At 71.1% G+C, this 26,102-nt stretch carries 23 protein-coding genes and 1 pseudogene; 10 read left to right on the top strand and 14 right to left on the bottom strand.

The window, feature by feature from the left end; all coding sequences use genetic code 11:
• Positions 1 to 19 precede the first annotated feature (19 nt).
• The 14 genes and pseudogenes from ABZZ79_RS22505 to ABZZ79_RS22440 form a co-directional block, all read right to left on the bottom strand.
• Complete coding sequence (locus ABZZ79_RS22505) at positions 20 to 673, bottom strand: M15 family metallopeptidase (RefSeq protein WP_356691323.1); 654 nt, start codon at positions 671 to 673, stop codon at positions 20 to 22.
• Entirely contained in the window at positions 670 to 1,710 is a 1,041-nt protein-coding gene (locus ABZZ79_RS22500; RefSeq protein ID WP_356691321.1) for a GNAT family N-acetyltransferase, read from the bottom strand. The genes ABZZ79_RS22505 and ABZZ79_RS22500 overlap by 4 nt, the downstream gene beginning before the upstream one ends.
• On the bottom strand, positions 1,707 to 3,152 hold the full coding sequence (locus ABZZ79_RS22495) for a phosphotransferase (protein ID WP_356691319.1): 1,446 nt from the start codon (positions 3,150 to 3,152) through the stop codon (positions 1,707 to 1,709). The genes ABZZ79_RS22500 and ABZZ79_RS22495 overlap by 4 nt, the downstream gene beginning before the upstream one ends.
• Entirely contained in the window at positions 3,149 to 4,018 is an 870-nt protein-coding gene (locus tag ABZZ79_RS22490) for a methyltransferase domain-containing protein (RefSeq protein ID WP_356691317.1), read from the bottom strand. The genes ABZZ79_RS22495 and ABZZ79_RS22490 overlap by 4 nt, the downstream gene beginning before the upstream one ends.
• Positions 4,015 to 5,316: a methyltransferase domain-containing protein gene (locus ABZZ79_RS22485; protein WP_356691315.1), complete on the bottom strand. Its 1,302-nt coding sequence runs from the start codon at positions 5,314 to 5,316 to the stop codon at positions 4,015 to 4,017. Before ABZZ79_RS22485 ends, ABZZ79_RS22490 begins: the two co-directional genes overlap by 4 nt.
• On the bottom strand, positions 5,313 to 6,800 hold the full coding sequence (locus ABZZ79_RS22480) for an NUDIX domain-containing protein (RefSeq protein ID WP_356691313.1): 1,488 nt from the start codon (positions 6,798 to 6,800) through the stop codon (positions 5,313 to 5,315). Before ABZZ79_RS22480 ends, ABZZ79_RS22485 begins: the two co-directional genes overlap by 4 nt.
• A gap of 113 nt (positions 6,801 to 6,913) precedes the next feature.
• On the bottom strand, positions 6,914 to 8,302 hold the full coding sequence (locus ABZZ79_RS22475; protein WP_356691311.1) for an MFS transporter: 1,389 nt from the start codon (positions 8,300 to 8,302) through the stop codon (positions 6,914 to 6,916).
• The gene (locus ABZZ79_RS22470; RefSeq protein ID WP_356691309.1) at positions 8,286 to 9,320 is read right to left on the bottom strand and encodes a phosphotransferase; all 1,035 of its coding nucleotides are present in this window, start codon (positions 9,318 to 9,320) and stop codon (positions 8,286 to 8,288) included. The genes ABZZ79_RS22475 and ABZZ79_RS22470 overlap by 17 nt, the downstream gene beginning before the upstream one ends.
• Entirely contained in the window at positions 9,317 to 9,766 is a 450-nt protein-coding gene (locus tag ABZZ79_RS22465; RefSeq protein WP_356691307.1) for an HIT domain-containing protein, read from the bottom strand. Before ABZZ79_RS22465 ends, ABZZ79_RS22470 begins: the two co-directional genes overlap by 4 nt.
• Before the next feature lie 95 nt (positions 9,767 to 9,861).
• A pseudogene (locus ABZZ79_RS22460) lies at positions 9,862 to 11,796 on the bottom strand (ABC transporter ATP-binding protein).
• Positions 11,797 to 12,054: 258 nt separating this feature from the next.
• Complete coding sequence (locus tag ABZZ79_RS22455) at positions 12,055 to 12,894, bottom strand: endonuclease/exonuclease/phosphatase family protein (protein WP_356691305.1); 840 nt, start codon at positions 12,892 to 12,894, stop codon at positions 12,055 to 12,057.
• Between the two features lie 238 nt (positions 12,895 to 13,132).
• Complete coding sequence (locus ABZZ79_RS22450; RefSeq protein WP_356691303.1) at positions 13,133 to 14,260, bottom strand: hypothetical protein; 1,128 nt, start codon at positions 14,258 to 14,260, stop codon at positions 13,133 to 13,135.
• An 83-nt stretch (positions 14,261 to 14,343) separates the two neighbouring features.
• On the bottom strand, positions 14,344 to 15,186 hold the full coding sequence (locus ABZZ79_RS22445) for a TauD/TfdA family dioxygenase (protein ID WP_356691301.1): 843 nt from the start codon (positions 15,184 to 15,186) through the stop codon (positions 14,344 to 14,346).
• 32 nt (positions 15,187 to 15,218) lie between these two features.
• On the bottom strand, positions 15,219 to 16,097 hold the full coding sequence (locus tag ABZZ79_RS22440) for an amino acid--tRNA ligase-related protein (protein WP_356691299.1): 879 nt from the start codon (positions 16,095 to 16,097) through the stop codon (positions 15,219 to 15,221).
• Positions 16,098 to 16,603: 506 nt separating this feature from the next.
• Here ABZZ79_RS22440 and ABZZ79_RS22435 point away from each other — a divergent pair.
• The 10 genes from ABZZ79_RS22435 (at position 16,604) to ABZZ79_RS22390 (ending at position 26,057) form a co-directional block, all read left to right on the top strand.
• Entirely contained in the window at positions 16,604 to 16,882 is a 279-nt protein-coding gene (locus tag ABZZ79_RS22435) for a hypothetical protein (RefSeq protein WP_356691297.1), read from the top strand.
• Positions 16,883 to 17,009: 127 nt separating this feature from the next.
• On the top strand, positions 17,010 to 18,053 hold the full coding sequence (locus tag ABZZ79_RS22430) for a fatty acid desaturase (RefSeq protein ID WP_356691295.1): 1,044 nt from the start codon (positions 17,010 to 17,012) through the stop codon (positions 18,051 to 18,053).
• 109 nt (positions 18,054 to 18,162) lie between these two features.
• A complete protein-coding gene (locus ABZZ79_RS22425; RefSeq protein ID WP_356691293.1) occupies positions 18,163 to 19,308 on the top strand; it encodes an inosamine-phosphate amidinotransferase 1 in 1,146 nt (381 codons plus the stop codon).
• 74 nt (positions 19,309 to 19,382) lie between these two features.
• A complete protein-coding gene (locus ABZZ79_RS22420) occupies positions 19,383 to 20,705 on the top strand; it encodes a cupin domain-containing protein (RefSeq protein WP_319656469.1) in 1,323 nt (440 codons plus the stop codon).
• Positions 20,702 to 21,532 (top strand): DUF3865 domain-containing protein, encoded by an 831-nt coding sequence (locus ABZZ79_RS22415; protein ID WP_319656468.1) that lies wholly within the window; start codon positions 20,702 to 20,704, stop codon positions 21,530 to 21,532. Before ABZZ79_RS22420 ends, ABZZ79_RS22415 begins: the two co-directional genes overlap by 4 nt.
• On the top strand, positions 21,532 to 21,963 hold the full coding sequence (locus tag ABZZ79_RS22410) for a GFA family protein (protein WP_030841507.1): 432 nt from the start codon (positions 21,532 to 21,534) through the stop codon (positions 21,961 to 21,963). The genes ABZZ79_RS22415 and ABZZ79_RS22410 overlap by 1 nt, the downstream gene beginning before the upstream one ends.
• A 131-nt stretch (positions 21,964 to 22,094) precedes the next feature.
• Positions 22,095 to 22,961 (top strand): arginine deiminase family protein, encoded by an 867-nt coding sequence (locus ABZZ79_RS22405; protein ID WP_356691290.1) that lies wholly within the window; start codon positions 22,095 to 22,097, stop codon positions 22,959 to 22,961.
• A 65-nt stretch (positions 22,962 to 23,026) separates the two neighbouring features.
• The gene (locus tag ABZZ79_RS22400; RefSeq protein ID WP_356691288.1) at positions 23,027 to 24,301 is read left to right on the top strand and encodes a cation:proton antiporter; all 1,275 of its coding nucleotides are present in this window, start codon (positions 23,027 to 23,029) and stop codon (positions 24,299 to 24,301) included.
• The gene (locus ABZZ79_RS22395; RefSeq protein WP_356691286.1) at positions 24,298 to 24,876 is read left to right on the top strand and encodes a nitroreductase; all 579 of its coding nucleotides are present in this window, start codon (positions 24,298 to 24,300) and stop codon (positions 24,874 to 24,876) included. The genes ABZZ79_RS22400 and ABZZ79_RS22395 overlap by 4 nt, the downstream gene beginning before the upstream one ends.
• 77 nt (positions 24,877 to 24,953) lie before the next feature.
• Positions 24,954 to 26,057, top strand: coding sequence for a class I SAM-dependent methyltransferase (locus ABZZ79_RS22390; protein ID WP_356691284.1), 1,104 nt, complete (start codon positions 24,954 to 24,956; stop codon positions 26,055 to 26,057).
• Positions 26,058 to 26,102 lie beyond the last annotated feature (45 nt).

The following is a 26,102-nucleotide window of genomic DNA, read 5'->3' as shown; positions in this document are numbered from 1 at the left end:
CGGGGGTGGTGGTGCGGTGTCAGGGCAGTTCGATGGGGCCGTAGAGGGCGGCTGGCTGCTGGGTCTGCAGCGCCCAGTACCGGTCGCCGAACGACCAGTGCCACTCGGTCCCGTAGTTGATCAAGCCTGCGGTGGACAGCGCGCCGCCCAGGGTGGCCCGGTTCGTGCGGGCCCGGGCGCTCAGGTTGGGGGCGTCGGTGTAGCAGGCGCCTTCGGACTCCTCGGGGGAGGCGTTGACGCGCGTGCCCATGTCCAGCTCGCGGCCCTGGTGGTCGATCAGCGTCACGTCGACGGCCGCGCCGGCGGAGTGCGGCGCGATCTCCGGCGGTGACACGAAGCGGCTGGCGGCCTCCCGGAGCTCGGCGGCCTGCCAGTCCGGGTGGGCGCGGGCGAGCTCGTCGGAGTACTCCTCGAAGTACCGGCGCTGCAGGGACGGGGGCCGGTAGCCCTCGATGAACAGCAACTGCACGCCGACGGGGAGCAGCGCCTGCGCCTGCTGGAGCCGCGTGAGCACGCCCTGGCGGACGTGGGCCCAGGCGCCCGCAGCGTCCTGTTTACGGTCGTCGACCATCAGGCCGTGCACGCGGGCGTCGAGGAGGACCTCGCCGCTCTCCTGGACAGGGATCGCGGCGACTCTCCGGTCGGACATCAAGACGATGCTGCTGATGGTCATGCGTTCCCCCAGGTGTCGACGTATGCGGCCACGCCGGTGCGGCGGGCCTCCTCCACGGCGCGCAGCCGCGCGAAATCCCGGGCAGGCATCAAGGCCTCCCAGTCGGCCAGGGGCAGGACGCGGGCCTCGTCGTGCTCGCGCGGGTTGAGGGTGAGGCCCCGGATCTGTGCATCGGTGAGGCGCCCGCCGTCGAAGATCAGCTGCAGCGTGCTGTACGGACGCTGCGCCCGGGGCTGCCCGTACACGGTGGCCAGCAGCCGGGGCGGACCTACGGCGGTCATTCCGGTCTCTTCCCGGCACTCGCGCACCACCGCGTCCCAGGGCCGCTCGCCCAGATCCATCGCGCCGCCGATCATGTGCCAGGGGTGGCCGGGGGAGTAGACGGAGTGCAACTGGAGCGGCCGGTCGTCCTCGTCGGTGACGTAGAGGCACACGTACGCGGCCGCCCGGGGCAGGGCGTCGGCGTACTGCTGCGGCGGCACCCACGTCGAGTCCGGCTGCGCGCCGGGCACGGCACCGGCACGTTGACGGTGGCGGGTCATCCGCATCAGCGCCGGGTTGCCGCTGAAGCCGAGCTCCCGGTACAGGGGCGCGGCCTCCGGGCTGGTGTGCAGCTCGAACAGCGTGACGTCCTCGACGTCGACGAGGTGGTCGAGGAGTGTGGAGACGACGGCCCGGGCGTAGCCGCGGCGCCGGTAGTTCGGGTGCGTGGCGACCATCTGCACGCGGGCGCCCCGGCCTCGGGGGTAGGCCGGGGCCGGGAGCACGGGGTGGATCAGGCCGAGGGCGCAGGCGGCCATCGTGCCGTCCGGGGCGTCGACGACGAAGGCCCGGACGTCTCCCTCCGGCGCGAGCCGTGGCGCCAACTCGTCCGTGCACTGCCGGACCCAGTCCTCGGTCAGCGGTGAGGACAGGACGTATTCGGAGCGCATCCTGGTGATGGCCTCGGCGTCAGCGGCGGTTGCCGCGCGGACCGGCGGCCGCCCGGCGGCGTCGCGCGGCTCGGCCGCGGCAGTGGGTGCCGTGTCGGCGTTCACGTCGCATCTCCTGTCGGTGAGAGGGCTGCACGGTGCTCGGCGCGCAGCCGGGCCAGCGTCCGCCGGCCGCGTTCGACCAGCTCGGGGTCACCGTGGGCAGCGCCGTATGCGATCCCGCTCACGGAATCGAGCGCTGCGTCGATGACGAGGCGGGCCTCCTCGGCGGCGGTCAGGGACCTGCCGTACCCGGCCAGAAACGCCTCGAACAGGTCGGGGCGGCCGGCCCAGGCGTCGGACAGGCGGACCAGATCCCGTACAGCCGGCCCCGGCTCACTCCGCTCGAGGTCGATCACCGCCACGAAGACATCAAGGTCGTCCGTCTCGTCCGCGGCGTCGGGGGTGTAGAGGATGTTGCGGAGCTGGAAATCTCCGTGGGTCTCCACCCACTCCAGCGGTTGCAGGTCCTCGGCCTGGCGGACGAGCTCGCGGACGAACTCCTCCTCACCCGGGAGCAGATGCGCCCGCGCCCCGGCCAGGTGTCGGTCGGCCTTGGCCACGGCGGGGCCGCTGCCGGCGGGAGCGGGCCGTGGGGGAGAGGACTGGTGGATGCGGCGGGCCAGCGCGCCGATCCGTTGGAAGACCGCCCTCTCCCGCCCCGGTGCCAAATAGGTGCCGTGCAGCGGGCGGCCCGGCACCGCAGTGAGGACCACCGCCCGCAGTGTCTCGTCGGCGGCGACCAGCCGGGGCGCGGCCGCCCCCAGCTCCGGCGCCCACGTCCGTAGCCCTCGCACCTCCCGGCCGTGGAAACGCTGGTTCTGGTGCACCTTCACGTACCAGGTGCCGCCCTGGACGCCGTGGACCCGCCACACGCCGCTCTCCTTGCGCGCCCATGACGTATCCGTCCACTGCGCGATCCGGCCGACCGCCCGCTCCGCGAACTCCACGACCGCGGCGTCGGGACGGGCACCAGACGCCTGGCCGGTCACGTCCGGCACGAGGCGCAGCCGGTCGGCGCCGGGGTCGAAGGCGATGCTGTCGCCGGGCAGTTGGAAGTGCACCGCGAGGCGCACGCCGGCACTGTAGGCGTCCAGGCCGGCACGGCAGTACGCCACCAGCTGGACGGGCAGGGCGGTAAGGGGTGCCCAGTCCATCGCGTCGCAGACGTCCGGCTCCGCGATCCCGGGCTCGCCCTTCCACCGCCGGACCTCGAAGAAGTGCCCGGTACGACTGGCGCCTCCGGGGCTGCGGTGGTGCACGGTCACGGCGGACCGCACGTCGGCCGGGTCGATGACGACACCGGTCTCCTCCCACGCCTCGCGGATCAGGGCGGTGACCACGTCCTCGTGCGGACCGTCCAGATGCCCCGACGGCAGGTGCCACAGTCCTGCGGCGTACACCTGCCCGGCCCGCCGCGACAGCAGGACCTGCGGCCCGTCGGCTGTCTCCCGGCGCAGGATCAGGTGGACGTCCACCGGCTCGGTGTGCCGCTGCCCGCCGCTCACCGCGTACCACCAGGGCGCCGGGCGAGCAGAACCCTGAACGTCGCTTCCTCGACCAGAGGCCCGTCCACCGCGTGCGCGTGGAGAAGTGCGAGGGCCTCGTCCTCGAACGCCTGGTGCCGCTCTGCGAAGAGATCAGCCCCGGCGAAGGACGTGGTGCGCAGGTAGCCGAGTACCTCCTGCGGCGCCCACGTGCGGGTCACCGGGAAGAGATGTTCGGTGACGTCGTTGAACGCCGAGGCGGCGAGGTCCTCCTCGTACGAGCGGCGGGGCTCGGCGTAGGAACTGCGGGCGCCCGCCCGGCGCTCGGGGCCCAGGTAGAGCTGGATCAACTCGCGCAGCGCACGGGTCCAGTCGGCGTCGTGGGTCCACAGGCTCCCGTCGCCCATGATCGCCACTGCGGCACCCGCTGTGGCGACCCGGTCGGCCATCTCCAGGACCGCCGGACCGTTCATCCAGTGGTAGGACCGGCAGCAGGTGATCAGGTCCGGGCCGGAGCCCCGTTCGCCGGGCAGCGTCGCGAGCGGCTCGTAGGCGTCGGCCGCCGCGTGGACCAGGCTGAGGGTGCAGTGGCCGAGCACGGGGGTGAGGACTTGCCTGGCCTGATGCAGCATCTGCGGGCTGACGTCCACGGCTTCGATGTGCGTCAGTTCAGCGCCGGCGGACAGGAGCGCGAGGGGCACCTGTCCGGTTCCGGTGCCCAGGTCGAGCAGCACCGGGAACGGCCGGCCCCGCAGCGTGTCGGCGAGCAGGCGCACCGCCGCGTCCGGCAGGCCGGGGCGGTGGCGGGCGTAGGTCAACGCCGCGCCCTCGAACATGGTCTCCTGCTCCGGTGAAAGGCCCGGAAGGGGCCCGTCGGGGTAGGTCACGAGGTGGCTCCCTCATCGAGCGGGCGGCGGGCGGGTAGTTGCCAGGACAGGCGTCCGCACTCGGACGCGGCGCGCTGCTTGCCGTCCGCGTCGAAGTAGAGCCGGTAGCGGTCGGGGAAGCGTGCGGCTCGCCACCTGTCGGTGAGGTCCTGGATCTCTTTCCAGATGTCCCGCGGCCCTTGGACGGTGACGCTCCAGCGCCGGTGGCCCACCGGCTCCGCGCGCATCCAGGATCCGCAGCCGGGTGCGCCGATCGCGAGGTGCTCAGACCCGAAGTCCCGCACCAGACCACCGCCGAGGAGATGGTCGGCCGCCAGCCAGAAACCGCGGTCGCTATCCGCGGGCGGCGCCAGCATGCTCCGCTGGGTCCACGTGCCCGGCTCGGTGGCCATGCGCTGCCGGAACTCCTCGCTGAGCCAGATCCGCGCCATGCCGTACCCGGCCCGGTGCGCGAACTCCACGGCCCGCAGCTCCGCCGTGAGCCGCCCGTCGGCGGTGCGCCCGACGACAGCGAGGCCGGGCCAAGACGGGGACGCGCTGGTCACGTGCGCCAGCAGTTTGCCCTCAGGCGCGAGCTGCTCGACCAGGGCCATCGGCACCCGCTCCACCGTGTACGACACGAAGATCCGGTCGAACTCCCGGCCCGGCACGCCCTGTTCGCCCGAACCGCACACCACCTGCGGCCGGAAGCCGAGGTCGGCCAGCCGGGCGGCAGCCGCGTCGGTGAGGTGCCGGTCCCGGTCGAGAGTGACCACCCCCTGGTCACCGCAGACCTGGCAGGCCACCGCGGCGGTCACCCCCGCGCCCGTCCCGACGTCCAGCACCCGCAGCCCCGGACGCAGATCCAGCTCCTCCAGCAGCGAGGCGGTCAGGCCCATCACCGTCGACATCGACGTGATCGACGCCCCCGACCGCGTCCCACGCGCCCGGCCCAGCAGCGGCTCCCCGTCATGCTGGACGAGCACACTGGCCCCGCCGTACAACAGCCCGAGCAGCTCGGGGCGGTCCTGCGGCGCCGACCAGTCCAGCAGATCCCACCGCGGCGACTCCTCGCCCGGCCCGCTGCGCCGTACGTACGCCTGCGGCATCAGCACCTCGCGGGGCAGCGCGAGGAGGGCGTCGCGAACCGGGCCCGGCCCCAGAGACCCTTCCTCCTCAAGCCGGGCGACCATCGCCGCCCGCGCCGCTGCCGGATCCGCTTCCGCACCCGCCGGCGTGGCTCCCCCGACCGGGCCTGGGCCTGCGGTCCGCTCCGGTGCCTGGTCACCGGCGGCGGGACAGGTGTCCAGAGTGCTCATCGCTCGCCCCAGCCCTGCTCGGAGTACCGGCGCCCCCGAAGAATCCCGTCGATCGCCATGCGGGTATACGGCACGACCGCGTCCGGCAGGTCCTGCGGCTTCCACCACCGCCACTCCACGCACCGGTCGGGCTCCAGGACCTCCGGGTCGCCGGTCCAGGACCGGGCCTGGAAGACGAGCGCAATCCTGGGCCGCACGTTGGGCGAGTCGACGTGGTGCACCGTGTGCACAAGGTCGACGTCCTCAGGCGCGATGGTGAGGCCTGCTTCCTCCTTCGCTTCCCGGACCAGGCAGTCGATCGCGGCTTCCCGCTCGCAGTGGCCGGCCAGGAAGTGCCAGGTGTCCGGCGCGAAGGCGGAGTCCGGGTGGCGCAGGCCGAGGAGGATCCGACCCTGGTCGTCCTGGAGATGGAGGTGGACACCGACGATGTGCAGCTCGGTCCCCCGCGGGGCCTCGCCGGGCAGCGGATCGGTGTCGTCCGGCGGTCCCTCGGCCGCGGGGTGCTCGGCCGCGTGGCGCCGGATCAGCTCCCCGAGCCCGGGGCTCAGGCGCAGCCGGTCGAGCATGCCCACGGTGCACCACGTCAGCAGGACACCTTCGCGGAGCTCCACCGCTGCGGCATCCCCACTCCAGCGCCCGGCGTAGACGCTGATGGGCACCGCAAGGCCGTCGATGCTCGTCGCCTCCTGGACGGCGAACGGCATCAGGCCCGTGGGTTCCAGGCCCGGCGTCTCCTCTGCCAGCTCGCGCCGCAGTGTCGCCTCGAGGCTGGCATCGTCCCGCGACCGTTTGCCTCCCACGAGGGCCAGGACCCAGGGCTCCCACATGCCTTCGCGGTCATCTCGTAGATGAAGGAGGTACCGGCCAGCTCCGTCGTGGATCAGGGCGTTGGCGCTGACGGGCTCCGGGCGCCCATCCAGGCCGTGCGGCTCGGCAGCGAGGAGCTTGGCCCGCAGTGTGGGCGAGCGCACGTCGGCGTACGGGAGCCACTGGGCCCCGGCGACTTCCTCGTCCTGCAGAGCGAGCGCGGGCGGTTGCTCGGCAGTGAGGTAGAACGCGAAACGGACATCGAAGTGCTGGTGAGCGGCCTCGCCCTTGGCCGCGTTGGCGTCGATGTCATGCACATCCACGTCGATCGGCTCGTCGAGGAACTGCGGAGTCAGGCACAGGTCGCCGGGACGCAGCCCGGCCTCTTCGCACACCTCGCGCACGGCCGCGGCCAGGAGCGTACGGTCTCCCGCCTCAACGTGGCCGCCTGGAGCGAGAAGCAGCCCCGTCACCCGATGTCCGATGTGGAGCACCCGACGGTCGCGGTCGATGACCACCGCACTGCAGGTGACGTGACCGGGCAGCGCGGCCCGGCTCGATGGCTCCCCGGTGCCGTCCAGGACTGTCAGCAACCCCTCCAGAGCGTCCCGTTCCTCGGCATGCCGGCTGAGATAGGCCTCGACGGTCGCGCGGATATGAGAGCGGGAGGGCGGCACGTGATCACCTCGGACGTTGAAGGGCAGGGAGTTGGTGCTGAGCAGGAGGGGCGCGCCCGATGGCGGGGCCGCCGATGACGGCTCCGGGCCAGGGGCCGTGTCCGGGTTCGTGTTCACGGGCCGCCTTCCGAAGAGCGGTCGTGCCGCACATCCACGGCGACTGCGGGATTCGGGACGATCGGCCCCGACTGCGTCGGAGGTGTGACGGCTTCGGCTGAAGGAGAAGCCACGGCGGGTGAGCTGGGCATGTCCTTCAGACTGCGCAGCGGGGAGCGGTAGAGAACCGCCAGGGGGACGACGAGGAGGCAGGTACCGGCGATCAGGGTGGGGCGCACGCCGATCCAGGTGCCGAGCCCGCCGGCGAGGAGCGCGGCCACCGGCCGTGCACCGGAGGTGAGCCAGGTACTCACGGCCTGCATGCGGGCCTGCATGCCGTCGGCGGTGACGACCTGGCGAATGGTGCGCTGGGTCGTCCCCGCCGCCCCGGCGCAGGCCAGCTGAAGGAACAGGGCTGCACCGATGGCGAACTGCCAGACCAGGCCCGGGGAGGCGAGGAGTAGAGGGATCTGGGTGAGCGGGGTGATCGCGAGCGCGGCGAGCATCATAGGACCGGGCCCGTACCGCGCCGCGAGTGACGGGGCCGTCAGAGCCCCGGCCGCCGCGCCCAGCGCTCCGAGTCCCAGGACCACGCCGAAGGCGGTCGCGCTCATCGCGAGGGACCGGAGCAGGTACAGCCCCCACAAGGTATTGAGGAGCGCCAGAGCGAACGACGTCGAGGCGTTGACGAGGGTCAGTGTGCGCAGCCGGTGGTCGCCGTTCACGTAGCGCAGGCCCTCACCGATCTCGGTGTGCAGCCGGCGGCCTTCCGCTGCCGGCCGAGGGCTTTCGGGGGCCTGGATGCGGGCGGTGCACCAGGCGCTGACGAGGTAGGACAGAACATCCCCGAGAAGCGCCCGGGCCGGGCCGAGGAGCGCGGTCAGGGCGGCGCCGAGGTTGCTGCCCGCAGTGGCGGCGACGGCGAAGAGCCCGCCGATGCGGCTGTTGCTCCGCTGGAGCAGGGACCGGTCGACCAGGCTGGGCAGAAGACTGATCGCGGTGGCATCATGCAGCACGCCCGCCGCACCCTGCACGGCCGCGACCACCATCAGCTGGGTCAGGGAAAGCCGGTCCAGCGCGGCCGCCACCGGCACGCTGCTCAGCGCGGCGGCGCTGACCAGGTCACCGGTGATCATCTGTTTCCGCTTGGAGTGGCGGTCGGCGAGGGCCCCGGCGTGCAAGGCCAGCAGTGCGGGCGGCAGTTGGCCCAGGAACGTCAGCCAGGCGACCTCGGCGGTGGTCGCGTCCAGTTCGAGCACCGCCAGCACGGGGATCACCATGGCGCTGACCGAACTGCCGGTCACGCTGGCTGCCTGCCCAGTCAGGTAGCGGCGGAAGTTGCGGTGCCGCCACAGCGACGGCCGGGCGGCGGCGCCGGTCGAGGAGGGGTCAGCGCAGGAGGTCATGGAGCACCTCCTCGGCTTCCGGCAGGCGCTCGCACAGCTCGACCATGGCCGCTTGCCGGTTCCGGCCGTACGCCTCGAGTTCAGGGGTGACGGCCCCGGGGTCGTCGACGGGCTCGGACAGGGGATACACCGAGCAGGCCAGGTAGCCGGCCGCGACCCGGGGCACGACAAGAAGCTCTTCCGCCGGCAGTGCCGGGTTGGCTGCCCGGTAGGCGGTGATCGCGCTCGCCAGGCCGGTAGGCCAGTCTGGTTGTGCCAGGACCGTGCGCGGGTCGAGGACGATCCGCCCGAGCTCCCACACGGGACTGCGGTGGATCGGCGGCCGGAAGTCGATCAATGCCGCCACGCGCTGACCTCGCAGGAGCAGGTTGGGCGAGGCGAGGTCGCCGTGGACGGTCTGCACCGTCAAGGACGCCGACAGCGCTTTGAACATGGCGGCCACGGTGGGCAGCGCGTCGAGCCGCTGCGCGGCGGTCTCCTGCGCCCAGGCGGCAAACTCCGAGGTGGGCGGCTCCTTGGTGAAGCGGGCGAGCAGTCGTTCGAGGCGCTGCCGGGCCCGTTTCACATCGCAGACCTCCCGGGCGGCTGCGCGACGAGGCGGTCCGGAAGGGTGGCGGGCCAGGGTTCGGTGCAGGCGGCCGACCGTCTCGCCCACCGCGGCCCACCGGTCGCCGGACAGGCCGCCCTCCGCTGTCTCCGCGTTCTCGACGTACGCCGCGACCGACACCGCCATCCCGCCGGCGACCGCGACGAGACCGCCGTCCAGGGTCCGCCGCACAGCCGGCACCGGCACTCCGCCGAGGCGCGCGAACTGGCCGAGCTCCAGCGCCTGTCGCTCCGCGTCCAGGTCAGTGCCCGATGGGTAGGCCTTCACGAACCACCGGCTGCCGTCGCTGTCCCGGGCCACGTAGTTGCGGGTCGCGGTCCCCGCCGGGCCTTCACCGACCGCGGTGGGGACGATCCGGTAGAACAGCGGCAGGATCCCCGCCACGACCATCACATCCGACTGGGCGCTCATTGCCGCACCCCCGACCGGCTGCCGGGGTCGTTCAGCAGCTGGCGTAGCGCTCGAGTATCCGCCTGCAGCTGCTCCTCGTTCTGGCGCCCGAGATCGAGCATGTCGAAGGGCAGCGGTCCGCCCGGGGCGGGGTCGATACCGGCTTCGCGTCGCGGAACGCAGTGCCAGTGGGCGTGCGGGATCTGGTTCCCCAAAAGCAGGTAGTTCATTTTCAGCGGCTGGTAGAGCGCCTCCAGAGCGCGGCCCAGGGCGAGGACGTCGCCCCAGAACGCGGCCGCGTCCCGCTCGTCCAGCTCGGTGGGCTCAGCGACATGACCTCCGGTGTAGATCACGACGCTGTACCCGCGAACTTGGCCACTGCGCCACAGGTAGGCGTTGCTGACCTCTCCGCGCCGCACGAGCAGGCCCCAGCCGATGTCCTCGGCGGCGAAGTCGTTCTTGCACATCGGACAGCCAGTACCGGCCCGGTGCGTGGTGAAGTCCGCCGGCCAGGCGCCGCCGGCCGGCAAGGGCACGGGATGGGGCTGAGAACAGTCGGAAGTCATGCTGCCTCACCGGTGGTGCGCTGCTGGAGTTCCCACAGGGAGCGGAACAGCCCCGGCTCGCGGGTGAGCTCCTCGTACGAGCCTTCCTGGACGATGCGCCCCTGGTCGAGAACGATGATCTTGTCCGCGACGGCGACGTTGGCGAGCCGGTGAGTGATCAGCAGGATCGCCCGGTCCTTGGCCAGGTCACGCAGCCCGGTGAAGATGCGATGTTCGGCCCGCGCATCGAGAGCCGCGGTGGGCTCGTCCATCACCAACAGAGCGGCCTGCCGGTGGAACGCCCTGGTGAGCACCACCCTCTGCCACTGGCCCCCGGACAGTTGCTGGCCGCCGAACCACTCCGACGTCAGCAGGGTGTCCAGACCGGACCGGAGGCTGGGCAGCATGTCCGTCGCCCCGGACGCCTCGCACGCGGCGAGCACAGCGGCGTCGGCTGTATCCCCCTGCCCGAACGTGATGTTGTCCCGCAGACTCAGGGGCAGGTAGGTGTACTTCTGCGGGACCAGGGCGACATGCTTCCACGCCTCCCAGGGATCCGTATCGGCCGTAGTCGTGTGGTCCCAGGCCACCTCGCCAGCCGTGGGCAGCAGCAGACCGCAGATCAACCGCGACAGGGTGGACTTGCCCGACCCGTTCTCTCCGACCAGCGCAACGATCTCCCCGCGCCGTACCTGGAGGGAGACCCCGCTGAGACTGTCCTTCGGGGCGCCGTCGTACCGGTAGGTGACGTCGCGGACCTCGAATCGCTCCGGCGGGGCGGACAGCATCGTCGTGCCCCGGGAGGCTGTCATAGCCTGCCCGTGGGCGTTGTCGAGGAAGTTCTGCCAGTCCTGCACGTACCAGCCGGTGCGCACCAATCGGGCCCCGCCGTTGATGATGCCGCGCACGGAGCTGGTCGCCGTCTGCAGGGCGAACACCGCACCGCCTCCGGCCGCAAGGCCCATGCGGCCGGAGGCCAAGAGCCACAGCAGCGCGGCCCACACTGCGGCCGCCGCTACTCCGCCGGCAACCGCGCCGGCCAGCCCCATCCACGCGCCGGTATCCGCGGCCTTGCGCTCGGCGGTGTTGACCGAGGCCGCGAGGCGCCGATACCGAGCGGTGAGGAAGGGTCCGGCCAGGCAGGCCCGCATCTCCTCGCTGGACTCCATGTAGGCCATGTGCCAGCGCAGCTAGTGCAGCATCCTGCGACGCCCGGAGGTCTCCAGACCCGCCAGGTACACCACCCGGGCGGCACGCACGTACGCGGCGGCCTGTGGCAGACACGCCAGGAGAAGCAGAGGAAGAAGAGCGGGGTGCAGCACGGCGAGAACGGTCGCGCCGGCGGCAAGCGTAGCCGTGGCGGCCAGCACGTCCTGCGCCTCGTCCACCAGGTCCGGAGTGACCTGGGCACCGCGGTCGGCGATGTCGTAGAAGTCGTTGTAGCCGGGCTTGTTGTTCGCCGCCAGCTCCGCGCCAAGCGCGGCCTCGATCATCGTCAGCTCCGCCGCCCGGGCGAGCACCGGCCGCAGCCGCCCGGTCAGCCACGTCACCGTGATCCCCAGCAGGGCCCGCAACCCGGTCGCCGCGGCGACGACCGCAAGCTGTGGCGCCGCTTCCCACAGGCGTTCGGTGATGTCACCCGACGAGATCAGGGCGGTGATCGTCCCCGTGACGGCGAGCAGCCCCAGCGCGGCGAGCACGCCGGTGCCGATCTGGCACGCCAGCAGCCCGGCCGTCGCGCCCCGGTCCACCTGCCAGGCCATCTTCAACGAGCGCAGAACCAGCGCGGGCAGCCGTCGCGCCATGGTGCCGGTAGTCAGCTGCGCACCAGCCTGATGCCTGGACTGGTCCCGGTACAGGAACTCCTCGTCCTGCCCTCTGCTCGTCTCGTCCGAAGCACCCGCCTTCGATGTGTCGGAATCCGGCTGGTCCTGTGTGTTGGCCGAGGTCAACGTGGCCCCCCTTGACGGTCGCTGCGGCTGAGTCGTGAAGCTCAACGACCCGGCTTGAATTTCGAACACATGTGTTTCAGTCGAGCTGAGAACCCCGGAATCGAGCGCACGGCGGAGCATGCGGGATGCACCGACCCTTGGGGTCTACGGGTGGAGCCGCTGAGTGGAGATGGCCGAAACGCCGAGGCTGGTGTCCAGGCCCGCGCCGCGGGCGGCTCGGCAGGGCAGCGGTTGTTCGGCCAGGCCATCCCGGCGGGGTCACATGCGGGTGAGGTCTAGGGTGACGATGACCGGGAGATGATCGCTCAGCCGCTGTATGACGTCGTCGTCGAGCACCTCGTAGGAGTGCAGAGCCGGGGCGAGCGCGGGGGAGAGCAGGACATGGTCGGCTCGGTGGTCCCACTTCTGTTCCGGGTTCATGTGCCCCGCAGTGCGGGGGATGGGCTGCTCGAGCTGAACGGGCGGGTCGACGAAGCCGGCGTGCACAAGCGCGCGGATCGCCCGGCGGTCCGCGCCGCCGTAAGAGCCGTCGGGCAGCATCATGCGGTGCCCGGAGTGCTGGCGCGCCGGGATCAGGCCCCAGTCCTCCGGCTCTTCGTCGTCGGCACCGGGGGTGTTGAGATCTCCGGCCAGCAGGGTGCGCCCGCTCGCGTATTCGGTCAGCCACTGGACTTCCGCCAGCCGGTCCTGTGGGCTGAACGGGTCGAGATGGGTGTGGACGAGCATGACCGGCTCCCGGACGCCGGTGATGCGCAACCGGGCCCGCATGACGGTGTGGTGAAAGTTGCCGCACGCAGCGTCGGGGGAGAACCCCAGGCACCGCACCCGCGGCCACCGGTAGAACGTGACGAGGTGGCACCCGTGACTGCGCGACCGGGCGAGCAGCGGCTGCATCCCCAACCGCTCTGCGGTCTCGTACACGCGCTCGGAATCCTTCTGGTCCCAGTGTTTGGCCTCCTGAACGTTCAGCACGTCCAGGTTCAGGCCACCCAGAAGGCGAACTTGCTCCTCCCAGCGCTCCTGGCCGCCGTTGAGGAGGTTGTAGCTGCCCACACGCAGCTGCCGGTCCGTCGGTAAGGGGCGCGATGTGTCAGTCATGCGGTTCGTATCTCACCTTTCGATTCACGTAGTTGGATCACGTGGATGCCTGGGAAATCTGAGCCCCCGGGCGATCACACGGGCGGGGAAAGGCTGAGCAGGACAGCCAGTCAGCCTGCCTGTCCGTACGTCCTCATCTCTGTTTTGCGGTCGTTGTGAGGGCATGGCTGGGGCTGCAGCGGCGTGGAGCGCGCTGCCTGAACACGGGGTAGGTCTGGGCGGTCGGGGCGTGGGTCGGTCAGGGGGAGAGGACGGTAAAGGCGACGGAGGGGAAGCGGCGGCCGTTGACCTGGAGGGCGATTGAGTACGCGCCGGGCGTCAACTTCACGGTGGCCGTCGAGCGCAGCACGTGGTCCTTGGCGAGCAGTAGCTTGCGGTCGGGCTTGGCGGTGCCGCGCAGCAGGAAGTAGACCTTCTCGCGCGGCTTGCCGGTCGGTGTCGTCGACGAGATCACAAACATCGCGTGCACCGGAACGGCGGCCGTGGTGGTGAGTGCGGCGGAGAAGCTCAGCGTGTCGCCGTCGGCGAGCTCGGTGCGCAGCAGAGTGAGGGGCGTCAGCTCGACCGGTGCGTCGTGGGCGTAGCCGAGGAAGGTGTAGGCCGCCGGCCAGCCCTGCTTCAGCCTGGTCCGCAGGGCCTGCCGCGCGATGAACGTGAAGTGCTTGTCGGCAGTGAGACCGGAGTCTTTCCAGCGCTGAAGGGTGGTGAGTACTAGGTCCGGCTGCGTAACGGACAGGTCGTGGAGGTGGTTGGCGACCGACGTGCGGACGTAGGTGCTGGAGTCGCCGTAGAGCTGTTCGAGCACGGGCAGCGCCACGTCAGCCGGCAGGGAGATGCGTGGGGCACAGGGCAGCAGAGGACGGGTGGCTTCGCTTGCGAGCCGGCGGGTCCGGTGGTCCTCGTCTCGGGCCCAGGTGTCGACGGCCTTCATCGTCTCGTCGGGGAAGTCGTTGAGGAAGTCCCGCACGGCGACTTCGGCCGAGAAGTACCGGGTGAGGCGCGCGAGAGCGGTCAGGGCCTGGTCCAGGTGCTCGCCGGTGCGAAGGTAGCGAGTTACGAAGTCGGAGTGGGGCGAGTAGGTGTGCAGGCCGAAGTCGTTGGTCACGCCGGCCGCTTCGGGGGTCGGCGGCAGTGAGCGCAGCAGCACGTCGAGGGCGTCAGGGCCGGTGACCGGAAGGTAGGTGCGCAGGCCTTCGCTGGTGCGGGCGATCCGGGCGCCCAGCTCCAGCCGGGGGAGGTCGGCCGTCACCGACTGGGTGAAGTTGTCGGCATCGAAGTCGGGGCAGACCGCTTGGACTTCACGGCCGATGCGGGCGATTCGGTCGGCGTTGAGGGCGGTCTCTTTGAGGGGAACCTTCGCGGTCATGGGCAAACCCTAGGGCTGGCTGTGGGGGCAGCCCTCGTGTTCTCGCCGCGGGTCAACCGGCGGAGTGAACACGAGGTCATCGGCTATCGGACGGCGGCGCGATACAGCAGCCGGCGGTGGCGGGAGCTGTCGCAGGGGGAGGCGGTGTGGAGGGTGGCGAGGTTGTCCCACACGACCAGGTCGCCCTGCTTCCAGCGGTGGCTGTAGACGTACGGCGCGCTGGTCGTGTGCTCCAGCAGCTCGTTGAGCAGAGCGCGGCTCTCCTTCTCGGCGAGTGTGGTGATGCCGCTGATCACCATGGAGCCGAGCAGCAGCGAGCGGGCGCCGGTGACCGGGTGGGTCAGGACGAGCGGGTGCTCGACCTCCGGGTGGTCGGTCAGACTCCCGGCCGCGATCGACGACTGGCCGCCGCTGGCCTGGCTCTGCAGGACACCGAGCTGCTCGATGGAGTGCACCGCGCGCATCCCCTCGATCCGCTGCCGCACCGCCGGGTGAAGGTCGGCGTAGGCGCGGGTCGCGTCGGCGAAGCGGGTCTCGCCGCCCTGCGTAGGGGTGATGACCGAGTACAGGATCGTCGCCGAGGTGAGCTCGGGCTTGAAGCTGTTGTCGGCGTGCCACTCCTCCTCGTTGTCCCCGTCGTAGATGCCGATGTGCTTGCCGTCCTCGACGATGTTGCTGATGACGGTCAGGCCCGGGAAGCCGCCGACGGCGTATCGGCGGTCGACGCTGGTGTCCACCGTCCCGAAGCAGGAGGCGACGGACAGGAGATCGGCGTGGGTCAGGTGCTGGCGGGGCACGATCAGCAGCCGGTGCTGATGAAGGGCCGCCGCCAGCTGGGGCGCGAGGTGTTCGACGCCAGTCGCGAGGTTGCAGTCGACGACGGCGCCGAAGCCGCTCTCGTCGAGCGGGCGCAGCGACAGGGACATCGCGGCTCCTTTCCGGACGGTGATCTCGACGATCAGAACTGGGGCGACTGCTGGAAGACGGTGATGTCCCTGACGCCGAAGGCCGCCATGCACAGCCGCTCGATGCCGATGCCGAGTCCGACGCTGCTGGCCGGCACGCGCCCGGCGTCGATCGCCTCCCAGGCCAGGGCCTGCTCGTCGTCGTACAGGTCCACCGCGCGGGCCCGTTCGACGAACGCGGTCCGGTCGGGCTCGTCCTCGTAGCCGTGGACGACCTCGATGCCGTCGACCAGGAGCTCGAAGCGGTTGAGGACGGCGGCTGTGCCGGGCGTGAGGCGGGCGCACGGCTCGTCCCCGCCGACCGGGTACTCGGTCAGGAACAGCGCTGCGCCGGTGCTCTGGGCCTCCAGTTCGCGCTCCACGTAGTGTCCGAGCACCGTCTTGAACGGCACGTCCGCGCTCATGTCCAGGTGGGCGGCCATCTGCGCGGGCAGGTCACCGAGGGGTTCGCGGTGCAGGTCGATGCCGAACTGGTCGTGGATGTGGTCGGCGACGGAGACCTGCTGGGGGGTGTACGGGAGGTGCGGGCCGATCAGCTTCTCGGCGAGCGCCATGAGGAAGTGGAAGTCCTCGTCGGCGGCGTAGAGGTCGAGCATCTGGAACTCGGGCGCGTGCAGTTCGTCCGGCTTCTCGGGCCGGAAACACGCACCGATCTCGAAGACCCGCCGGTGGTGCTCCAGGTTCACCCGCAGGGCCGGGCCGATCATCGCCCGCAGGAACCGCCCGCCGTCATGGTTCACCGGCAGGCGGCGTCCCGGGCCGAGGTCGGCTCTCCGCATCGTCGGGGTGTTCACCTCGACGAAGGTCTCCGCGCGGAGCGTGTCCCGCAGGCTGAACAGCAGGTCGGACTTCATGACGACGGGGTTGAGCACGGATGCTCCTCAAGGCCGGTGTTTCCGCCGGAAGTTGGAGGGAAGCCGGGCCCACGGTGATCTCGTGCGTGGCTCCTCGGCGGGGGCCACAAAGTAGCCGCGCCCACGCGGGCAGCAGAAGCCCTCCCACCGGCCCCGCCGGGTCCAACGGGCCTGATATGCCGCCGATTCAGGACCAGACTTCGGTGTTTTCGCAGCTCAAGCAGCATGTGCGCGCAACGGGCACGCAACGGTCCCGTGCAACCGGCGCAACGGCCAGAGCCGTTGCGGCCCTCTTCGGCCCAGCCCTAGCGTGACTGGCCAAGCGCCCGGCGTGACCGCGCCACGCAACGCTCCTCCACGGATGGACAGGACGTGCTCCGGCGCGGCCTTCTCCACCGGCGTGCGCCCGCGCCACGGCGTGCCGGGCCGATGGTTCAGCACCTCACCGGACCCGCGGCCCGGCAGTTCCACAGCCCGAACACCCGGACTCGCGGATCACCCCGCGACCGAAGAGGGAGAACTCGATGACCGCTACCGCCGGAATGACCCCGGACACCGGCCTGAAGGCCGGCATGCGCCCGGACGCCACCGAGCTGAAGTTCGGGATGCGCCCCGATGCCCCCGTGCTGAAGGCCGGTATGCGTCCCGACGCCCCCAGCCTCAAGGCCGGCATGCGCCCGGACGCCACCGAGCTGAAGCTCGGGATGCGCCCCGACGCCTCCGTGCTGAAGCTCGGGATGCGCCCGGACGCCGCCAGCCTGAAGGCCGGCATGCGCCCGGACCGCGCCCTCGTCGCCGCCTGACCTGCGGCTGAACCACCCTCCGTCGTGCTCCGGCGTCCCCAACGGCGGGTCGCCAGTGTTGCTACCCGCCCGCGGGGCGTGCCGGAGCCCGGCCCATCCACCCGCACCGCATCGACTGGAGAACCTGATGGGCAGCCCCGCCGCCGGCAGGACCCGCAACGGCACCGGAGCCTCCGGCCCTGTGCGCAAGGCTCTCGGGCAGCAGCTCATCGCCGACCTGGAGAAGCTCTGCGGGCGCCCGACCATCGGCCTATGGGACGTCGCCTGGGACGTCATGGCGATCGCCGTCGTCGCGATCGCCGGCCACCTTCTCGGTCACGTGGTCGGTCCCCTGCTCGCCGTCTGCTACATCGGGGTGCGCCAGCGCCACCTGTCCAACCTCGGGCACGAGTGCGTGCACTCCAAGCTCATGGCCACCCGCCGCGCGAACCGGATCATCGGCTACCTCCTGACGGGCCTGCTCGGCGAGGGCTTCGAGCCCTACCGCAGCAGCCACTACGTCCACCACGCCAAGCTCGGCTCGGACGATGACCCGATGTTCCAGTCCTACCGCGCCGGCAACATCCGCGCCGCGGGCCAGGCGCCCAGCCGCCGCTCCTTCGTCCTGCGGGTCATCGTGCGCAACGCCCTATGGCGACTGCCGAGGACCGCGGTGCTGACCCTGGTCACCCGCGCACCGGGGGAGACCTGGCGGGCCCTCGCCACCCGGGCCGTGCTGTGGGCCGGCGTCGTCGCCGCGCTGTGGCCCGTGGGCGGCGTGCCGTACCTCCTGCTCTACTGGCTGCTCCCCCTCATCCTGGTGCGGCCCGTCGTCACTTGGATCACCGATCTCGGCAACCACGCCGGAGTGATCGAGAACGACGACGTCCTCCTGCAGACCCGCGGCTGGACTTCCCACTGGCTCACCCGGCACCTGCTCGGCGGCCACCTCGACGACATGTTCCACCCCATCCACCACTGGTGCCCGCAGATCCCCTGGCGGCGCCTGCCCGAGGCCCGCGCCCTCACCGCGCAGCACCTACCGCGCTTCGGCGAAGTGCCCTGGTGCTCCGGCTACTTCTTCCGCCGGCGCTCCACTCCCGACCAGCCGTGTGTGATCGAGGACATCATCGCCCGGCTCGCCGCCCCCGGTGCCGCCTGCACCCCACACCAGCACGCCTCGGCCGCCTGACCTCGCCCCGAACCCGCCCACCGAACCCCGTACGCACCGCCCCTCCCCGCGCACCCGCGCGCCGGAGGCAGGGGCGTGCCGTCGCCCGCCGCCGAGGAGGCGGCCCACCATGCCCCAGCCCGCTGCTGCCCCACCGCCGGCCCTGAACAGCTTCGACGAGTTCACCCGGCTCGACGAAGTCGTCCTCGGCCGCGCCGATCACTACGACGCCCACCACACCGACACCTCATGGCGACTGTTCTTCTACGACAACGTCGCCCCCGTCCTCGGCCGGCACACCAGCCCGTCGGGGGAGGAGCTCCTGCCGATCCCTGCGCAGCTGGTCGACGAGCTCAACGAGGACATCACCGGCCTGGCCGACGCCCTGACCGGATGCGGGGTGAAGGTCCTGCGGCCCGCGGCACCCGGCAAGGACGTCGACATCCGCTCCCCGCACTGGGACGCGAGGGCCACCCCGCCGCTCAACGTCCGCGACCAGACCATCATCCTCGGCAACACCATCGTGGAGACCGCGCCCCACGTCCGCGCCCGCATCTTCGAGAACGACCTGCTCAAGCCGGCCTTCTACCGCTACTACGAGGCCGGAGCGAACTGGCTGAGCATGCCGCGGCCGGCCCTGGCCCGCGACTCCCTGGACACCGGATACTTCACCCGCCAGAACCTGGACGTCAGCCGTGCCACCGATAGCGAGACGGCCGGCGTGATCGAGGGCCTGGGACTGGAGATGGTCTTCGACGGCGCGCAGTGCATGCGCCTGGGCCGCGACGTCCTGGTCAATGTCGCCAACCACAACCACGAACTCGCCCTGCGCTGGCTCCGTGACAACGTCCGCGACCTGCGCTTCCACCGCCTGGACGCGATGGCCGACAACCACATCGACAGCGTCCTGGTCCCGCTGCGCCCCGGCCTGATGCTGCTGCGCTCCCCGGCCTACCTGAAGTACCTGCCCAAGGCCATGCAGTCCTGGGACGTGATCTATGCCCCCGAGACCGACGACGGCAACTTCCCGGACTACAGCGACCTCGGCTTCGTCATCCCCATTGGCAGCCGGTACATGGACATCAACCTCCTGTCCATCGACGAGAACACTGTCGTCGTCAACTCCCTTTACCCGGAGCTGATCGAGGTCCTGGAGGGCCGCGGATTCACCGTCGTCCCGGTCCGCCACCGCCACCGGCGCCTGTTCGGCGGCGGCTTCCACTGCTTCACGCTCGACACCGTCCGCCGCGGCGGCCCCGACGACTACCTCGGCTGACCTCGGCGCCCGCCACTGCGCCTCGCTCTCCCGCCCCGATCACGGCAGCCCGTCCCGACGTCAGGAGATCCTTGATGGACACCGCCTACCCCTGGCCGCCCGACCAGGCCTTCTGGACCGACACCTTCCCCGACCACACCACCGGACGGACCACGCCCTTCCTGTTCAAGGGCATCATCCCCGCCACCGCAGCCGGCCCGGACGACGTCCTGGCCGGGTTCGAGGCCATCCGCCGGGCCCACGCCGCCGGCACCGACATCAAGGCGCACGCGCGCGTCTACGTCGGCGAGGACCGCCGCGATGACCTCCTGCCCCAGGCGCTGACCGCCCCGTCCTGGAGCGGGGGCGTGGACGCCTTCGTGCCGTGGATGCAGGACCGCGCCGGTGCCGAGCGGTTCTCCCTGGTCATCAACAACCTGGAGACCGTCAGTCCCGCCCTCGCCGCCGGCCTCGGCACCTTCCTGAAGACCCTCATCGACGGGTGGGGCCTGCCGCTGGGCGGCGCCGAACAGGTCGCGTTCGCCGGGAACTACGCCGGCACTGCCTTCGGGATCCACGAGGGCTACGAGGACGCCTTCCTCGTCCACCTCGGCCCCAACGCCAAGAACTTCTACTGCTGGCCCGCCGAGCAGTACGAGAAGCTCACCGGCGGCAAACAGCCCACCTACGGTGACTACCGCGCGCTGCTGGAGGAGGCCGAGCACTTCCTGCTGGAGCCGGGCGACGCCCTGTTCCTGCCCCGCCGGGTCTTCCACGTCGGCACCCAGGACACCTTCTCCGTCTCGGTGGCCATGCCGCTGTACACCTACCCGTACGCGCAGCTCCTGCAGAGCCGCATCATCCCGGACGTCCTCGCTGAGCTGGCCGGTGACGGGCCCGACGACCCGCTCAACGAGCCCTCCGCGATGGCGGACGCGGCCGCCGGTCCCGGCGCCGTCGCCGACCGCCTGGCCAGCGTCGGCCGCGAACTCCTGCACTTCGCCGCCGACCGCGTCCGCGGCGCGGCCCGCCAGCACGCCGACCAGCGGTGGGCCACGCTGCTCAGCAACGGCGGCTGGGAACTGGTCGAGGGCGACCTCGCCCGCCAGGAGGCCGCGGACGCCTTCGACTCCCAGCAGGTGACGCCGGGCGCCGAGATCACGCTGATCTCCCCCTACCAGGTGACCACCCTCAACGGCGACGACGACACGCACCAGGTCCTGCTGCGCGGCCACCAGCCGGGTGTCGCCCTCGACGCCGCGGCCCTGGACCGGGACACCGTCACCGCCCTCAACACCGGCGACACCATCGTCCTGCCCGACAACCCCGAACTCCTCACGGCCGTCCGCGCCCTGGGAGCCACCGGTGGCCTGCGCCTGACCCCCCGCCCCGCCGACACCAAGGACTCCGACGCATGACCCCCGACAACAGCCTCATCCAGGCCTACATCAAGGCGCACCCCGAGACGCAGAGCGCCGTCAACGGCACCCTGCTGGGCAAGTTCACCTCCGGCAACGCACTGGTCACCGCGCACCTGGCCCCGATGGTCGACTGGGCGTACGCCAGGATCGCCGAGAAGGTCGGCGCCGCCGACCTCACCGAGGATCAGGCCCGGATGTACATCAAGGAGCTCTCGGTGTTCGCCCGTTACAACGCCCAGTTCCTCAAGGCGGCCGCCACCAGCGTGGAGGGCTTCTGCCCCGAACTCGCGCACGAACTGCGCCGCAACCACCTGGAGGAGGGCGGCGAACGCGGCAAGGTGCCCGCGCACTACGTCCTCTACACCAACGCGCTCCTGTCCGACCTCGGTCTCCTCGTCAACGGCCACGTACCCGCCCCCGAGACCGAGACACTGGTCAACCTCCACCAGTGGATGGTCGGCTCGCACATGCCCAGCTTCATCGCCGGCGCCTACTACGCGACCGAAGCCGTGGCGATCGCCGAGACCGAGATCCTGCGCGACATCACCAACCGCTACGGCGAGCTGACCATCCAGCGCACCGGCAGCGAGCTCAAGGCCCTGCACTACTACTACGAACTCCACCTCGACGACGAGCACGAGGCCGCCCAGGTCGACGGCATGAGCGTCGAGGCCGCCCACATCGAGGGCCTGGCCAGGTTCATCAAGGAGAGTGAACTCTTCCACATCGACCTGCCCCAGGCCCTCGACGGCTGGCTGACGATCACCGAGGGAATGACACACTGGTGGGCTCAACTCGCCCACCGCGCCTCGGAGATGAACTGATGAACGCCACCCCCGACATCGTCGCCGAAGCCCAGGAGCGCTCCGGCGGATGCCTGTGCGGACGGATCCGCTTCACCGCCAAGGGCAAGGCCGTCTACCCGCACACGTGCAGTTGCCGGCACTGCAAGAAGCTCGGCGGCGGCCCGATGATGTGGTGGGCCGGCTTTGCTCCGGAGGACGTCACCTGGATCAACGGCGTCGAGCCGACCTGGTTCGAGACGTTCGAGGGCGAGGCCCAGCGCGGCTTCTGCCCGAACTGCGGCAGCCGCCTCGCGGCGATCGACAGCGACGTCCCCGAACTCGGCATCGTCGTCACCGCCCTGGACGACACCAGCGGAGCCGACCTCGTCCCCGTCAACCAGTCCTTCCGCGACGACGCCGTGCACTGGCTGCCCCAAGTCCCGGACACCCAGAACAGCCCCGTCGGCTGACACCCGCGAGACCTCCGGGGGCCGGCAGCCCTGACCTGCCGGCCCCCGGACCCCGCGCCCTCCTGGGACCGTCTGCGCCGCGTCCGGCTCGCCGTCCGACCCGTCCCGCATCACGCCCAGGAGAACCCATCGTGCTCACCCCGCACGCCACCAGCGAGTACGGCACCCTGCGCCACGTCGCCATGCGCTACGCCGGCGACGTCACCCCCGACCTCGACGGCCCCGACCTCCATCCCGTCCTGACCCGCCAGAAGACCACCGGCTCCTGGAAGCCGTACAACCCGGCCACCGTCCGCACCCAGCAGGACACCCTGATCGACCTGCTGCGCAGCCGCGGCATCACGGTGACCCTCCTCGACGCCACGCCGGGCTGTCCGGTCCAGCACTACCCCCGCGACATCGCCTTCGTCATCGACCACGTCCTCGTCCTGGCGCGCCTGAACTCCGCGCACCGCCTCCCCGAGGCCGACGCGCTCGCCCCGCTCCTGACCGACGCCCCGCACATCGCCCACCCGGACGAGGGCACCATCGAGGGCGGTGACGTCATCCTGCACACCGGCACTGTCCTGGTCGGCCTCGGCGAGGAGACATCCCTCACGGGCGTGAGGGCGCTGCAGCGGGAGCTGGCCCGCCACGGCGTCTCCCGCGAGGTCCGCCCGGTCCACTTCGCCGTCGACGGCATCGTCCACCTGGACGACCACTTCACGATCGTCGCTCCCGGCACCGCGCTCATCCACCGCAACGTCTTCGCGCCCGCCGAACTGCGCTGGTTCGAGCAGCACTTCGACCTGATCGACGTCACCGACCACGAGGCACGGGCCGTCCAGGCCAACGTCCTGGCGATCGCGCCGGGCACCGTGATCGTCGCCGCTGGCAGCGACCGCATCGCCGCACAGCTCGCCGCGCGCGGACTCGAGGTCCTCACGGTCGACTACTCCGAGGTCACCCGGATCCCCGGCTCCCTGCGCTGCACCACCCTGCCCTTGACCCGCGCCTGATCCACCTCCTCCTCGCCCGGTCGCCGTGCCGCCGTGCGGTCCTTCGCCCGACTCCTGGAGCTGACGTGTCCGACCCGCTGCTACCCGTGCTCCTCGCCGTCCCAGTCGTGGTCCTCGCCTGCCAGGCCGGCGGGCGGGCCGTACGGCTGCTCGGCCAGCCGCCGGTCATCGGCGAAATCCTGGCTGGGATCATGCTCGGCCCCTCGCTGCTCGGCTGGCTCGCCCCCGGCATCCAGCACCACATCCTGCCGCCCTCGGTCTTGCCCATCACCTCCGCGCTGGGCAACCTCGGCCTCCTGGCGTTCCTCTTCCTGATCGGACTGGAACTCGACCTCCGCTCCCTGGGCACCACCCGCGGGGCGGTCGCGGCCGTCAGCCTCAGCGGTGTCCTGCTCCCCATGGCCCTCGGCGCAGCGCTGGGCTCCGCCCTCTACCCTCACTTCGCGCCCAACGGGGTCGACCGGCTGCCGTTCACCCTGTTCGTCGCCGTAGCCCTGAGCATCACCGCCTTCCCGGTCCTCGCACGGATCCTCGCCGACCGTGGCTTGGAGAACACGCCCCTGGGCACCTTCGCCCTGGCCTGCGCCGCCACCGACGATGCCCTCGCCTGGTGCCTGCTCACCGCTGCCGTCGCCCTGTCCACCTCCGGCACCGCCCTGTCGGCCCTGACCACCCTCGCCCTGACCGCCGCCTTCGCAGCCGGCCTCATCTTCCTGCGGCCCCTGTTGCGCGCTCTTCTGAAGCGAGCCGGCCGTACCTCCGACGATCTCGTCCTGGTCCTGCTGTTCGCCGGACTGTGCCTCAGTGCCTACACCACCGACCAGATCGGCGTGCACCCTGCCTTCGGCGCCTTCCTGTTCGGCACCGCCGCCCCCCGCGGGCTCTCGGCCGTCGAGCGCAGCGCCGCCCGCATCCGCGCCGTCGTCCTGCCGCTCCTACTGCCGCTGTTCTTCGTCGACACCGGCCTGCACACCGACTTCTCCACGCTGCCGGCCGGACAGTGGGGCTGGGGAGCAGCGATCCTGGCGGTCGCCGTCATCGGAAAGTGGGGCGGCGCGGCCGGCGCAGCCAGGCTCACCGGCTCCGACTGGCGCTGGTCGGCCGCGGTCGGCACGCTCATGAACTGCCGCGGGCTGACCGAACTCGTCGTTCTCGGCATCGGCCTCCAGACCGGCGTCATCAGCGAGCGGCTGTTCACTCTCCTGGTGGTCATGACCGTCATCACCACCGCGGCCACCGCCCCGATACTCAGGCGCGTGGCCGGCAACGACCCGAGGATGACCCCGCCGACACCACACGACGATCCGGAGCGCGATCCCGCCCGGGAGGTCACCCGATGACCCCGGCCCCAAACCCGGTTCTGGAGGCGGTCCTCAGCCGGCGCAGCGCCCCCCGCCTGACCGAGCCCGCACCCGACCGCGAGGAACTGGAGCGCCTCGTCCAGGCCGCAGCCACCGCACCCGACCACGGACGACTGCGGCCCTGGCGGCTGGTCGCAGTGACCGGGGACGAACGCGCCCGACTCGGCGACGTGCTCGGCGAAGCCGCCACCTCGCCGGAGCAGGCCCGGCGCGCCGCCAAGAAGCCCCTGCGCGCCCCGCTGCTCCTGTCGATCGTGCACAGCCCCGTGCCCGACCACCCGAAGATCCCCGAGTGGGAGCAGCTGGCCGCCACAACAGGCATGGTCACCACACTCTCCCTGCTCCTGCACGGCCACGGCTGGGCATCGATCTGGCGCACCGGTCAAGCCGTCCAGGCACCCCAGGTCCGCAAGTACCTCGGTGTCGCCGACGGGGAGCAGCTGCTGGGCTGGCTGTACGTAGGCACTCGTTGCACGTCCGGAACCTCCCTTGAACGGCCGTTGTTCGACACCACCACCAAGATCACCTGGCCGCTCGGCGGCGCTGGCGTCTGAAGCGTCCACCCGTCCGCGGTCACGCAGAACAGGCTGAACAGCCGACCCACCCCGAGGACCATCGCGAAAGGCGAGATATGCGCGGCATCCAGGAGATCGAGACACGCGGGCACTCCCTTCGCGTGTGCGTGGACAGGGAGCCCGAGCAAGAGGGTCGCCCCGCCCTGTGGCCGAGCGTCGGGGAGTACCCCATCTACGACCCGTTCCTCTACACGACCATGACCACCGATGACGAACGCAACGAGCGCTTCCGAGCGGCCCTGTCCCAACTGGCGCCGGACAAGCGCATCCTGGACATCGGGACCGGACAAGACCTTCTCTGGGCGCGTGAAGGTCTGCGGGCGGGAGCCCGGCACGCCCTGGCCATCGAGGTCATCGAGGACGCGTTCCACAAGGCGGCCGCAAACCTGCCGTCCTTCGACCCGCAGGACCGGATCACGCTTTTGCTCGGCCAGTCGACCGACCTTCAGTTCGCGCCCAGAGCCGATGTCTGCGTTGCGGAGATCATCGGCTCCCTGGCCGGCGCCGAAGGCGCGGCAGCCGTCCTGACCGACGCGCGCAACCGCCACCTGGAGCCTGGGGGACTGGTGGTGCCCCACCGGGCGGTGACCCTGGCCGCCGCGGTCCGCCTGGCCGACCTGCTCCCCGAGCAGCCCGTGGCGTTCGCCGAGGCCTCTCTCCCGTACCTGCGGAGCATCTTCGACTGGCACGGCACGCCCTTCGATGTGCGACTCCGGGTCGAGAACCCATCCGTCGGCGCGCTGCTCTCCCAGGGCGTGCCCGTCGAGGTGCTCGACTTCAACGGCGATCTGCGGACGGAGCAGCGCACGACAACGCGCATCGCCATCATGCGGCCGGGTCACATGGACGGTGTGCTCACCTGGCTCAATCTCTGGTGTCTGCCGGACGAAGAGCCCCTTGACGCCCTGCACATGAAGACGAACTGGGCCACCATCTACCTGCCGCTCTTCGAAGACTCCGTGCCGGTCGCGCCCGGAGACGTCCTGGAGCTCACCTTCGCGGCCACCCTCTGCGATGACGGTCTTCATCCGGACTATCACCTCAGCGCTGACCTGCACACCGCCGACGGGCAACAGCACCACGCCACCCTGGCATCCCCGCACCACGGTGGCTCCTTCAGGGCCCACACGATCTACCAGGCCCTCTTCCCCACACGCTGATGAGCATCCGTTGTAGGCGGTGTTCCGGGACGGCTTCGGGCCACG

This window comes from Streptomyces sp. NPDC006458, from assembly GCF_040612135.1.
Classification (GTDB): Bacteria; Actinomycetota; Actinomycetes; order Streptomycetales; family Streptomycetaceae; genus Streptomyces.
This window is presented reverse-complemented; position numbering and strand designations above follow the sequence as displayed.